Source organism: Marinobacter salinus (genome assembly GCF_001854125.1).
In the GTDB taxonomy this organism is placed as follows: domain Bacteria; phylum Pseudomonadota; class Gammaproteobacteria; order Pseudomonadales; family Oleiphilaceae; genus Marinobacter; species Marinobacter salinus.
In genome coordinates this window covers 714,627-727,638 of record NZ_CP017715.1, presented here as the reverse complement: position 1 = coordinate 727,638, position 13,012 = coordinate 714,627, and the positions used below count along the sequence as shown (strand labels likewise).

General features: G+C 55.3%; 13 protein-coding genes. 1 reads left to right on the top strand and 12 read right to left on the bottom strand.

The window, feature by feature from the left end; all coding sequences use genetic code 11:
• Positions 1 to 95: 95 nt before the first annotated feature.
• From putA to BKP64_RS03345, 12 genes are all read right to left on the bottom strand, one after another.
• Entirely contained in the window at positions 96 to 3,275 is a 3,180-nt protein-coding gene (gene putA / locus BKP64_RS03400; protein ID WP_070966047.1) for a bifunctional proline dehydrogenase/L-glutamate gamma-semialdehyde dehydrogenase PutA, read from the bottom strand.
• A gap of 198 nt (positions 3,276 to 3,473) precedes the next feature.
• Complete coding sequence (locus BKP64_RS03395; protein ID WP_070966043.1) at positions 3,474 to 4,253, bottom strand: AraC family transcriptional regulator; 780 nt, start codon at positions 4,251 to 4,253, stop codon at positions 3,474 to 3,476.
• 38 nt (positions 4,254 to 4,291) lie between these two features.
• Positions 4,292 to 4,927, bottom strand: coding sequence for a dTMP kinase (gene tmk, locus BKP64_RS03390; protein WP_070966040.1), 636 nt, complete (start codon positions 4,925 to 4,927; stop codon positions 4,292 to 4,294).
• Entirely contained in the window at positions 4,927 to 5,994 is a 1,068-nt protein-coding gene (mltG, locus tag BKP64_RS03385; RefSeq protein ID WP_070966038.1) for an endolytic transglycosylase MltG, read from the bottom strand. The genes tmk and mltG overlap by 1 nt, the downstream gene beginning before the upstream one ends.
• Before the next feature lie 5 nt (positions 5,995 to 5,999).
• On the bottom strand, positions 6,000 to 6,818 hold the full coding sequence (locus BKP64_RS03380) for an aminotransferase class IV (protein WP_070966035.1): 819 nt from the start codon (positions 6,816 to 6,818) through the stop codon (positions 6,000 to 6,002).
• Between the two features lie 8 nt (positions 6,819 to 6,826).
• Entirely contained in the window at positions 6,827 to 8,074 is a 1,248-nt protein-coding gene (gene fabF, locus BKP64_RS03375) for a beta-ketoacyl-ACP synthase II (RefSeq protein ID WP_070966032.1), read from the bottom strand.
• A gap of 130 nt (positions 8,075 to 8,204) precedes the next feature.
• The gene (gene acpP, locus BKP64_RS03370; protein WP_012136033.1) at positions 8,205 to 8,438 is read right to left on the bottom strand and encodes an acyl carrier protein; all 234 of its coding nucleotides are present in this window, start codon (positions 8,436 to 8,438) and stop codon (positions 8,205 to 8,207) included.
• Positions 8,439 to 8,572: 134 nt separating this feature from the next.
• Positions 8,573 to 9,316, bottom strand: coding sequence for a 3-oxoacyl-ACP reductase FabG (gene fabG, locus BKP64_RS03365; RefSeq protein WP_070966030.1), 744 nt, complete (start codon positions 9,314 to 9,316; stop codon positions 8,573 to 8,575).
• Between the two features lie 16 nt (positions 9,317 to 9,332).
• A complete protein-coding gene (gene fabD / locus BKP64_RS03360) occupies positions 9,333 to 10,271 on the bottom strand; it encodes an ACP S-malonyltransferase (protein ID WP_070966027.1) in 939 nt (312 codons plus the stop codon).
• A 112-nt stretch (positions 10,272 to 10,383) separates the two neighbouring features.
• Positions 10,384 to 11,385: a phosphate acyltransferase PlsX gene (gene plsX / locus BKP64_RS03355; RefSeq protein WP_070973528.1), complete on the bottom strand. Its 1,002-nt coding sequence runs from the start codon at positions 11,383 to 11,385 to the stop codon at positions 10,384 to 10,386.
• 43 nt (positions 11,386 to 11,428) lie between these two features.
• Entirely contained in the window at positions 11,429 to 11,608 is a 180-nt protein-coding gene (gene rpmF, locus BKP64_RS03350; RefSeq protein WP_070966024.1) for a 50S ribosomal protein L32, read from the bottom strand.
• Positions 11,609 to 11,705: 97 nt separating this feature from the next.
• The gene (locus BKP64_RS03345) at positions 11,706 to 12,260 is read right to left on the bottom strand and encodes a YceD family protein (RefSeq protein ID WP_070966022.1); all 555 of its coding nucleotides are present in this window, start codon (positions 12,258 to 12,260) and stop codon (positions 11,706 to 11,708) included.
• Between the two features lie 138 nt (positions 12,261 to 12,398).
• Between BKP64_RS03345 and BKP64_RS03340 the strand changes: the two genes are divergently transcribed.
• Entirely contained in the window at positions 12,399 to 12,995 is a 597-nt protein-coding gene (locus BKP64_RS03340) for a Maf family protein (protein ID WP_070966020.1), read from the top strand.
• Positions 12,996 to 13,012 lie beyond the last annotated feature (17 nt).

The window sequence follows — 13,012 nt, the reverse complement described above, 5'->3', positions numbered from 1 at the left end:
GGGACAACCCCGGCTCAGGTGAAGGTCGCTCAAAGGTCACTTGCACCAGCATTTATGGCAACGTCCATGTCGCTTCTGTCGTTTTTTGTTAACTCCTAAACTCTTTCAATGCCCAGCGACAGAAGTGAGGCGTTGCCGCCCACTGCAGTCGTGTTGATTGTGCGTGTACGCTCTATTGCAAAACGCTGCAAGTAATGGGGTCCACCCGCTTTGGGACCGGTCCCCGACAGACCACAACCCCCGAAGGGCTGCACGCCGACAACTGCCCCGATCTGGTTCCGGTTGATATAACAGTTGCCCACCCTAACTCTCTGCTCAATGTAGGCGGCCGTAGACTCGCTACGACTGTGAATCCCGAGTGTCAGGCCAAAACCTGCCCCGTTAATATCGTCGATCACGTCGTCCAGTTCCTCGGCCTCGTATCGAATGACATGAAGAACAGGGCCAAAGTGCTCGGATTCCAGCTCCCGGATACTGTTAATCCCGTACGCTGAGGGAGCAACAAAATGGCCGACACAGCATTCTGGTGGCACCTGAGCCCGTGCAATAAATCGGGCGTTCCGCTCCAGCCCGTTAAGGTGCTCCTGAAGAGCTTGCTGCGCTTCACCATCAATCACCGGCCCGATGTCGGTACTGTGAAGCTCCGGATTACCCACTGACAGTTCCTGCATGGCACCCGCCAAAAGGGTCTCTATACGGTCTGCCACTTCTTTCTGAACATACAACACCCTGAGAGCCGAGCAGCGCTGGCCGGCGCTGGCAAATGCCGATTGCAGGACATCACGGACAACCTGTTCCGGCAGTGCGCTACTGTCCACGATCATGGCATTCTGCCCACCTGTCTCCGCAATCAGGGGCACAATGGCTCCCTCACGCTGAGCCAGGGCACGATTCAGAAGCAGGGCGACGTGAGTAGATCCGGTGAAGGCGATGCCGGCAATCCTGGGGTCCGGGGTCAGTTTGCCGCCTAATGTCGCGCCATCACCGGGTAACAGTTGAATGACATCCGGCGGGAAGCCGGCTTCCATCATCAGCTCGACACTGCGATGAGCGACGAGGCTGGTTTGTTCGGCCGGCTTGGCGATGACGGTGTTGCCAGACACCAATGCAGCCATTATCTGACCGGTGAAGATGGCCAGTGGAAAATTCCATGGACTGATGCAAAGAAAAACGCCTCTGCCTTCCATATACAATTCGTTGCTTTCTCCGGTAGGACCCGGAAGGGCAATGGCGTCACCGAAACGGGCGCGCGCCTGAATAGCGTAGTAGCGGCAGAAATCGACCGCTTCCCGCACTTCATCGATGCCATCCTGTATGGTTTTCCCGGCTTCACGGCAACACATGGAGATAAATTCTTCCATGTTCTGCTCAAGCAGGTCCGCATACAGCTCGAGAGGCCGGGCACGTTCCACCACCGGAAGCTCGTTCCATGATCTAAACCCGGCATGGGCAGCTTTCAGGGCTTCCTCGGCATGCTGTACGTTTGCCCGGATGACCGATCCGACCGCTTTAGTCGTGTCATAAGGGGAAAACACCGGAACCCGCTCGCCATCCTGGCGCCGGCTACCGGTTATGATCGGGCCGGCAGCCCAACTGTGCCTTTCCCACTCACCAAGACGACTCAGCAACGGTTCGAGGTGTGACGCCACGTGAATGTTCACGCCTCTGGAGTTAATGCGCTCTCCACCATAGATTGCCGTCGGCGGCGGAATGCGGTCGTTCGGGAGCGACTCGTGCTTCTGAAGCTCCTCCACGGGGCTCTGAACCAGTGCTTCAACAGGCGTTGCCGCATCAACCAGTCGATGCACAAAGGAGGAGTTCGCGCCATTCTCCAGCAAGCGCCGAACCAGATAGGGCAGGAGGTCCTTGTGCGCCCCTACCGGCGCATAAATGCGCACCGGTATATCATCCTCCTGAAGGATACCGTTGTAGAGCGCATTGCCCATCCCATGCAACCGCTGAACCTCGATCTTGCGCCCCTTGGTCTTTGCCATTGCCATCACGGATGCCACCGTGTGGGCATTGTGGCTCGCCAGCTGCGGATAAAGAGCGCCTTCAGTGTAGTCGCTGAGGAGATAACGCAGACACGCAAGGTAGGAAGTATCAGTCGCCTCCTTTCGGGTAAAAACCGGATAGTTATCCAGACCCAGTTGTTGACATACTTTGATCTCGGTATCCCAATAGGCCCCCTTAACCAAGCGAACCGGAATTTCGTCGCCCTGCTCTTTCGACAACTTGGTCAACCAGCAGAGTACTGGCAAGGCTCGCTTGGAATAAGCCTGGATGACCAGGCCAAAGCCGCCCCAACCTAGCGTCGCGTCAGACTTGAACACTTTCTCGAACAGCTTGAGGGACAGCTCCAGACGGTCCATTTCCTCTGCGTCGATCGTGATTGACACGTTTTTTTCCCGCGCGAATGCAACCAGATCCCGAACCGTCCGGTAGAGTTCTTTGAGAACACGGTCTTCCTGCGTGGCTTCATAGCGGGGATGGAGGGCGGATAGCTTGATGGAAATAGAAGAGCGTGACGCCCGGCTTTCAGCAAAGGCCTCGGTACCCACTGACTCAATGGCCCGCATGTAATCCTTGAGGTAACGGGCTGCATCGTCACCCGTCATGGCAGCCTCCCCCAGCATGTCGAAGGAATAGGTGTACCCCATCTCCCGATAGTCCCGGGCATTAGTCAGGGCTTCATCGATATCCCGGCCCAATACAAACTGCTTTCCCATGATGGCCATGGCTTTGTACATTGCGCTGCGGATGACCGGTTCACCGCTACGCTTGACCAGTCGCTTCCAGATACTCGAAGGGGAGCCATCCAGCCGCCGGTCCATTTTTACGACGCGGCCGGTCAGCAACAAACCCCAGGTTGAAGCATTAACCAGCGTGGATTCGCTCCGTCCTACATGCTTCTGCCAGTCAGCAACCGACATTTTGTCCTGAATAAGCGCATCGGCGGTGTATTTGTCGGGAATGCGCATTAAAGCCTCAGCAAGACACATCAGCAAGATGCCTTCCTGAGTATCGAGGCTGTATTCCTGAAGCAGCGCATCAATCATGTGAACAGAGTCGTCCTGCTCACGTACCTTTTCAATGAGTTTGGTTGCCGTTTCGGTAACCATCCGATGTTCAGCAGCATCGCTCTGGGCGAGCGGAATCAGCTCTTCCAGGAACCGGCTTTCATCCACGGCGTAACACGCAGTGATGCCCTGCCAGAAAAATGATCTTGGCTGTTCCTGAAACGCAGGTTCGAGAACCCTGCTTGCATGAAACATCGGGTTGCCTCTTGCGAATGCCTGTTCAGCTTTGGGCATTCATTGAGTGTTTACCCAGGGCCGATACCACTCTTTATTTCGGAATCACGCCCTGACAAATATCAGTAACGTGTAAGTTAGTATTACTACGGATCCCGGGCTTACAAAATCCTACGATTCTTTTTTAAATTCGTCCGAAATGACTCATTTTTTCGCAAGTCAGGCTACTTTTTCACCAAACCGTAACTTCGACGGCGTAGTACCCTTGTGTTTTCTGAGGGCATTTGTCAGGGCGCTCTGGGATGAAAAGCCTGTGCGATAGCTGACTTCCGAGATGGAAAGTGAGGTGGAGAGGAGAAGTTGCGCCGCCTGATCCAAGCGGGTCTGAAGAAGAAACCGGTGAGGTGTCACTCCGGTGATGTCACGAAAAAGATCATGAAAACGGCTCACACTCAGACAGGCCACGCCTGCCAGATCCTGAACTGTAATCTTTCTGTGCAGGTTTTCCATGATGTAACGGCGAATGGTATCCGGACTCACAGCATGACGGTTAGTGATGACTTTTCGGCTGTCATTCAGTCGTTCAGCCATGCAGTGGAGGATGCTCGCGGCAAGATGACGCTTAATGCCGTCGTTTTTTGGCGCACGGTCAAATTCCGCGGCCGCAAACTGGACCAGGCCTTGCAGCCGATTATCCATATCCAGGGTTCTCGCCCGTTCGAAGAGCGGCGCAAGACGCTCATATTCACCGTGCTCAGGAGTATTGATAGCGGGAGTGTAAGGGTCGAGGTTAATCACCAGCACGTGGTTCTGATTGTCGCCACGGTAATCATGGCGAGCCTCGGTGGGCACCAGACACGCTTTCCATGTGTCGAGGTGGGATCCGGTTCCGTCCACGCTCAAATCGGCTTCACCTTGAACGCCGACCACGATCTGATGATGCTCATGACGATGCTGATGAGACGCAATCGGAAGCTTCAGTAGTCGTGCATCCAGCATAGACGCAACCAGAACCTTTAACTGAGAATATTACTCAATTAAAGCAGATCTGAATAAAACTTGCACATAAGTTCGCTGATCCGGGCGCTTACTTGCTCCAACGGAGCAGCTGCGTCCACCACAGTATATCGAGCGGGTGCGGTTGCCGCGCGAGCCAGATAAGTGTCACGAATGCGCTGGAAAAAGGACACAGCTTCCTGCTCGAAACGATCCAGATCTCCTCGGTGCCTTGCCCGGGTCATCCCGGTTTCTACCGGGGCATCAAGCAAAATGACGTGATCAGGACGCACTTCACCCTGTACAAGATTCTCCAGTAACGCAATTCGTTCCTGCGGAACCCCACGCCCCCCACCCTGGTAGGCAAAAGTGGCATCGGTAAAGCGGTCGCACAGAACCCACTGGCCTTGCTCAAGCGCCGGGAGAATCCGTGTGTGCAGATGTTGTGCACGAGCCGCAAACATGAGCAGCAGCTCTGTCGTATCGTTGACCGGTTCTTCCCGGGGAGCCAGCAACAGCTCCCGGATGGCTTCGGCCATAGGCGTTCCGCCGGGCTCCCGGGTCACGATGAAATCGACACCCAGTGTCTCCAGTGTTTTCGCTGCATTCCCAAGTTGGGTGGACTTGCCGACGCCTTCTGTACCTTCAAAGGTAATAAACTGGCCACGCCGGCTCATCACGAATCCCCGCTGTCAGTGTTGTCATCACTCTGCGATGCCGGCGATGACCGGTAGTCATCGCGCCGGTTAAGCTGGAACTCCCGCACTGCTTTCTGATGCTCCGCCAGCGTTTGGGAAAACTTGTGCGACCCGTCACCGCGGGCAACAAAATAAAGCGCCTTACCATCGTCAGGATGTAATGACGCATGAATCGCTTCGCGACCAGGCAAAGCGATCGGTGTAGGCGGCAGCCCATTGATGCGGTAGGTATTATACGGCGTGTATGTGCGCAAATCCCGGCTGCCAATTCGTCCCTTGTACTTGTCCCCCATGCCGTAAATGACCGTTGGGTCCGTCTGCAACCTCATACCTTTTTGCAGACGACGCACGAAGACACCCGCTACCTGATCCCGCTCGTGAGGCACACCCGTTTCCCGCTCTACGATCGACGCCATGATCAGCGCTTCGTAGGCCGAATCGTAAGGCAGTCCTTCCTCTCGGCCGACCCACTCCTCTTGCAGGACAGCACTCATTTTATCGAATGCCCGCTTGAGAAGGTCGAGGTCCGATTCGCTGCTGGTAAACAGATAGGTATCCGGGAAAAACCGTCCTTCAGGGTGCTCACCCTCAGCCCCCATGGCCGCCATGATCTCGGCGTCGGTCCAGTCGGTCGTGACCTTCTCGATGCGATCTGCCTGGGCCAGTGCGGCCCGCATGTCACCAAAGGTCCAGCCTTCGATAAACTGCACCGACCAGTGCTTGGTATCACCGGACACCATCGCGCTGACCATATCCGAGGGTGTCATTCCGCTCGTGAATTCATATTCTCCGGCCTTGATTCGAGCCTGTTCCGGATAGATACGCCCATGGATGCGCAGCCAGAGGCTCTTTTCAACCAACCCCTGACGCTCGAGCTTCCGGGCTACCTGGCTGAAGGCTGTCCCACCGGGCACATTGAACAGGATAGGTTCGTCAAGTACGACGGGTGTCGCCAGAGTCTGCAGCCCTTGCCAGACCCAGAGTCCGGTCCCGGCAACAACCAGTACCACAGCACTTACAGAGGCAATCAGTAACTTCTTGAGCAAGCGAATTATTCCAGTGTTTCGAGAAGATTGCAGATTGTCGCAAGTCCGCCATCCACAGGCAAATCGTGGCCAGCCAAACTGCGAACCGGAACAACGCCAAGCACGCTGTTCAGTAGGTAAAGCCCGAGGCATTCTTGCCCGATAATATCCTCTGGCATTAGCGGCCGTTCAACAACCTGTTCACCGCGCCCCCTCAGACACTCCAGCACCCAATCCCTCATGACTCCGGAAACAGCCAATGAACTTGCGGGCGGTGTCGACCAACCCTGTGAGGTCTTAAGCAGAAGATTGGTTCGAGTGCCCTCAAGCAAATACCCCTCGCTGTTGGACATAATGACCTCAAAAAGGGAGTCATTAAGCTCCCGGGCGGCCATGACCTGTTCGAGGCGATTTAACGACTTGATTCCTGCCAAAAGGGGATTAACTGTCAGGGGAACCCGTGAAAAATCCACATCAACACCAGCCTCTGGGGCCATCTGCGGCATGGGTGCGCTAGCCACCAGGAGACTTGGCTTCATCCGCGGGTCCGGGCGGTAACCGCGACCTCCGGCGCCCCGGGTTACTGTCAGTTTCAGCACCCAGCTGTGACTGTCAAAACGCCCGGAAAATCGCGCTGACGCATCGCCAAATACAGAGTACAAGTCACTGCGAGACAAGGTAATACCAAGACGACCGGCATCTCGCACCAACCGTTCAAGATGGCGGGATAGAAGCGCCCCACGATCACCTTCCATCCGGATCGTCTCAAACAGACCATCGCCATAGGCGAGCCCCCTGTCATTGGCAGGAAGACCACCCTCGTCTGCCCAAAACAGATTGAACATCGCTCAGATCAGCCCTCGTAACGACGGAAAATCAGTGTACCGTTGGTGCCACCAAAGCCGAAGGAGTTGGATAGCGCAACACGCACATCCGCCTTTCGGCTCTTGTTTGCCACGAAATCGAGATCGCAACCTTCATCCGGATTATCCAGATTGATAGTCGGCGGCAACACACCATCACGAATGGCCAGAACCGAGAAAATACCCTCAACAGCTCCCGCCGCACCGAGTAGATGACCGGTCATGGATTTGGTACTGCTCATGGCCAGCTTCCCGGCATGGCTGCCGAAGACACTCTTGGCAGCGGACACTTCGGCAACATCCCCGACCTGCGTAGAGGTACCATGGGCGTTGATATAATCGATCTCATCCGGCTTCAGGCCGGCATCACGGAGCGCATTCTTCATTGAGCGCGCCGCGCCCTCGCCGTTCGCCGGAGGAGCCGTTATGTGATGAGCATCGTCGCTCATGCCAAAGCCAATGACCTCTCCGTAGATCGTGGCGCCGCGTTTCTTCGCATGTTCCAGGTCTTCAAGCACCATTACTCCCGCGCCGTCACTCAACACAAACCCATCGCGGTCCCTGTCCCAGGGCCGACTGGCCTTCGCTGGTTCATCGTTACGGGTCGACAGCGCGCGGGCAGCCGAAAACGCCGCTACGCCAGTGCGCGTCGTGGCCATTTCAGAACCGCCGGCCAGCATGACGTCCGCATCACCGTACGCGATCGTGCGGGCGGCATACCCAATATTGTGAGTGCCGGTGGTACAGGCGGTAACAATGGCGATGTTGGGACCACGATACCCGAACCGGATGGCTGCATTCCCGGAAATCATATTGATAACCGAGGCTGGCACAAAAAACGGCGACACCTTGCGGGGACCTGATTTGTCCATGGTAAGAACACTTTTTTCAATGTATTCAAGACCACCAATGCCCGAACCGATCGCAATGCCAACCCGCTCCCTGTCCAGAGCTGCGTAATGTTCCAGCCCGCTGTCGTCCACGGCTTGCTGCGCTGCTATCAGCCCATAATGGATAAATGCATCCAGTTTTCTGGCTTCTTTGGTTGATAGCCAGGGCTCAAGGTTCAAATCCTTGATGGCGCCACCGATACGGGTGTTATATTCAGACGCATCAAAGCGCTCAATCATACCTATCCCGCTACGCCCCTCCTGAATACCCGCCCAGGAAGTCTGAACATCGTTGCCCAAAGGAGAAAGCATCCCAATGCCCGTAATGACAACCCGACGTTTACTCATAATCCCCTACACCCGATCTTTTGCATGTAACTCTTCAGACCAATCCAACCTGATTTCCAGCCAATAAAAAAGCCGTCCCGCGTTTAATCACAAGGACGGCCTTTCGCCTGGCTTTCTAAAATGCAGAGTATCAGGTATGCGCGACGATGTAGTCGATCGCGTCCTGAACACTAGCCAGCTTTTCGGCTTCTTCGTCAGGAATTTCAGTTTCAAATTCCTCTTCCAGTGCCATGACCAGCTCAACGGTGTCCAGTGAGTCAGCGCCAAGATCCTCTACAAAAGAAGATGAGTTCTGAACCTCGGACTCTTTAACGCCCAACTGTTCACAAACGATCTTCTTAACGCGCTCTTCAACTGTACTCATAATGTCCTCACTTTATGTGTCAACCAAGCAACTCAAGTGCTGCCAGTTTAGATTAAACCCCACCTGCAGACAAGCAGGGATTCGGTCAAACATGTTGTGCTACAAGGAGTTGCGTACCCGCATCTCCCGGTCGCTTATCCCATGTACATTCCGCCGTTCACGTTAATGGTTTCACCACTCACGTATCCGGCCGCATCTGAAGCCAGGAAGGCAACCACGGCTGCAACCTCTTCCGGCTCACCCAGACGACCCGCGGGTATGATTTCCAGCATAGCCTCACGCTGCTTGTCGTCCAGTTTTTTTGTCATATCTGTGTCAATAAACCCGGGCGCAACGCAATTCGCAGTGATGCCCCGATTCGACATTTCCTTGGCCAAACTGCGCGTAAAGCCCTCCACACCGGCCTTAGCCGCACAATAGTTGCCCTGCCCCGGATTGCCCATGCCGGCCACCACAGAGCTTATATTAATTATCCTGCCCCACTTCGCTTTTGCCATTGCACGCAAAACGGCCTTGCTGGTGCGATAAACGCTGGAGAGATTCGTCTCAAGAACAGACGTCCAGTCATCGTCTTTAAGGCGCATCAACAGGTTATCCCGGGTGATGCCAGCATTATTGACCAAAATAAGGGGCGCACCGGATTTCTCGGTCAAGTCCTTAAGGCCAATCCCAATACTTTCAGGATCCGCCACATTCATGACGATACCGTATCCCTTGAGCCCGGCTGTTTTGAAATCATTGCTGATAGACTCGGCACCTTCGGCACTGGTCGCGGTACCCACAACTTCTGCACCCTGCTCCGCCAATGCCCGTGCGATAGCTCTACCAATTCCGCGCGTTGCACCGGTCACCAGTGCGGTTTTGCCTTCCAGAGACATGAATGACTCCCTTTCGTTATGACTGACCGAAAGCGTTAAGCGCTTTCGCCAGTGAATCCGGATCTTCGATGCTGTGCACAGCCAGGCTCCGGTCGATGCGCTTAATCAGGCCCGCAAGCACCTTGCCGGTGCCGCATTCAACGGCAACACTGACCCCGCTGTCCACCAGAGTCCTGACAGAGTCAGTCCACAGTACCGGTGAATAAAGCTGCTTCAGGAGATTCGCCTTGAGTGTAGCGGAATCAGTCTCTGCAGCAGCGTTAACATTTTGTATGACGGGGATGACAGCATCATTAAAACGCACGTCTTCCAAGGCCTTCCCCAGCTCCTCGGCGGCACCTTTCATCAAGGCACAATGGGAAGGCACACTGACAGGGAGGGGCATTGCCTTTCGCGCACCCTTCTCTTTACACGCCTCAATAGCGCGTTCAACAGCGGCAGCTGCCCCGGCAATAACCACTTGGCCCGGTGCATTGAAATTGACAGCAGAAACGACATCACCTTGGGCTGCACTCTCGCAAGCTGCCACAACATCCTGATCTTCCAAGCCCAGTATAGCGGCCATTTTGCCCTCACCGGCCGGCACAGCGTCCTGCATTAGCTCGCCACGCAGGCGAACAAGCTTGACGGCATCGACAAAATCCAGGCACTCGGCCGCCACCAGGGCACTGTATTCGCCCAAGCTGTGACCTGCTACAAAATCAGGAGAAGCACCTCCCGAGACAAACCACTGACGCCACAGGGCAACGCTTGCCGTCAGCAACGCCGGCTGGGTAACCGCCGTCTGATTGAGCTCTTCGGCCGGGCCTTTCTGGCAAAGATGCCACAGGTCGTACCCCAGCGCATTGGACGCTTCAGAGAAGGTTCTGTTGATGATGGGCCAAGCTTCGGCGGCTGCTGAGAGCATACCTACTGACTGAGCCCCCTGACCGGGGAAAATAAAGGCTGATTTCATAGTGCGAATCTTATCGTCATTGAAGGGGTTCCGGAGATTAGCCAATAGTACAAGTTATGCCAATTATCCGCGAATACATGACAAAAAAGGGACAGACTTTAGTCTCAGGCCCTTAAAGCATGAGGTCGTCAAGGCGCTCATTGATTCGGCGCGGAACCTCAAGCTCGACTTCCCGCACCGATTGACGAATGGCCGCAAGCATGGCTCGTTCATTTGCGTTACCGTGACTCTTGATCACGACACCCTGCAGCCCCAGCAGGCTGGCACCGTTGTGGCGGGAAGGATCCATCAACCGCAAGAGACGGCCGACAATTGGCCGCGCGAGCATACCGACGAGGCGGCCGTACAGGTTGCGCGTAAATGCCTGTTCCATCAACTCTATCAGCAGACCGGCCACGCCTTCGCCCGTCTTCAGTGCGATGTTTCCAACAAAACCATCGCAGACAACTACATCAGCCACATCACGAAAAAGATCGCTGCCTTCCACGTAACCGATGTAATTTATGGTGTCACACTGAGCAAGCATATGGGAGGCAAGGCGCACCTGCTCATTGCCCTTGATCTCTTCCTCGCCCACATTCAGAAGAGCAACACGGGGTTCTGGCTGGCGGGAGACAGCCGACGCCATCAGCGAGCCCATCAGGGCATACTGGTAAAGATTTTCCGCGGTGGAGTCGACATTCGCCCCGAGATCCAGGACATGGCAGCGGCCACGGAGTGAGGGAATCAGTTTTGAAATGGCCGGCCGTTCAATGCCCGGATACATCCGTATGATGCTGCGGCCAAACGCCATCAGCGCCCCCGTATTGCCAGCGCTGACACATCCCTGGGCCTCGCCGTCACGAACCAGACCAAGGGCAACTGCCATAGAGGAGTTTTTCTTGTGGCGAAGGGCATGAGATGGTCGCTCATTCATGCGCACAACATCTGCCGCTTCAACCACACGAATTCTGGCATGACCATCACGCAAAAAAGCCTCAAGCTCGCTCCGGATTCCCACCAGAACAATGCTCAAGGCTTCATTTTCACGCACTGCATCCAATGCCGCAGGCACCACAACAGAAGGCCCGCGATCACCGCTCATGGCGTCTATCGCGATGGTGACTTCTTTCACCGTTTCTCCATCTGACACTGGGTGGCGCCTGGTAGCACCAAAATTACTCGTCGCGCGCTTCAATTACCTGCTTGCCACGGTAGAAGCCGTCCGGCGAAACGTGGTGACGAAGATGAACTTCACCTGTCGTTGCATCGGTGCTCAAAGCGGCAGTGCTCAGAGCATCGTGTGAGCGGCGCATGCCACGCTTGGAACGGGTCTTACGGTTTTTCTGTACAGCCATGATTATGCTCCTGACTTGTTAACGTAAACTTGAATGACTTCAAAAGTAACGTGTGTTCGTAAAATCGCGCTGGCTTCCGAAAGGATACCGCGCCCGGCTAATGTTTTGTCTTCTTGAGATCCGCCAGCACGCTGAAGGGATTCTCTTTCTTTGGCTCGTCTGGTTCAACTCGGGAACCATCGGGCTCGTATGCTTCCAGATCTTCTCGGGCCGGACACTCATTCCGATCGTGAGTCGGAAATGGAGGCAGAACCAGCAATAACTCGTCCTCAACCATTGACCAGAGATCTGCACTGAAATCGTCTGTCAGGAACGGCTCAAGCTCTTTCGGCAACTGCTGCGCCTGCTCATCGCTGGTCACCAGCCCCAGAGTGAACCGGGACACAAGTGTCGTCCGCATGGCACCCAAACACCGCTGGCATTCCAGGCTCACTGGCGCCTCCAGTTCACCCGAGACAATACGTCGGCGCTCGCCATCCATGTAAAAGGACAACTTGACGCTACACTCAGCGCCCTCATCAATTCCCAGAACCGCTTCCCGGAAACGAGACAACTTGCCCAGAGGAATCACTCCCTCAAGCGTGCTGTTCTGCTCTGCCAACCGGTAAGGATCGACAGTTTTAGGTAACCCGGCGTGTGACGCATTTGACATAGGCGCGCAATTTTAGGGGCCCACCTCTCTACTGTCAAAGACTTCGTTGTCTTTTGAACAAAGCTTCCGACTCGAGTACGTGTATTCTACGATAAATACACGTGCCTGATACCGACAACACCCAAAAGGAAACCATCCATGACAGCTCCCCCCCTCGTACTGGCCTCATCCTCCCCATACCGTCGGGAGCTTCTGGAAAGACTGGGGATGCCCTTCAGCTCTGTCAGCCCTAATATCGATGAAACTCCCACCCCCGGCGAAACCGCTGACCAGCTGGCCACAAGACTGGCACAAAGCAAGGCCCTGAGCCTGAAGGACCGATATCGGGAACACTGGATCATCGGGTCGGACCAGGTGGCCTGCCTTCCTGATGGTTCACTTCTGAACAAACCGGAGAATCATGAACAGGCAGTCAATCAACTGAGAAGAAGCAGCGGCCACCGGGTCCTGTTTCTGACCGGCCTGACCGTGCTGGACTCCTGCTCCGGCAGAATACAGAACCACTGCGAGCCATTTTCAGTCCATTTCAGAACGCTAACGCTCGCCGAGATAGAGGCCTACCTTCACAAGGAGCGCCCCTATGACTGCGCCGGCAGCTTTCGGATGGAAGGACTGGGAATAACCCTGTTCAGCCGACTGGAAGGCCGCGACCCGAACAGCCTGATCGGTCTCCCCCTGATCGCACTGAACGACATGTTCAGAAACTGGGGCAGAAATCCGCTGCTTGAGCCCTGAACGCCCAATAATCCTGG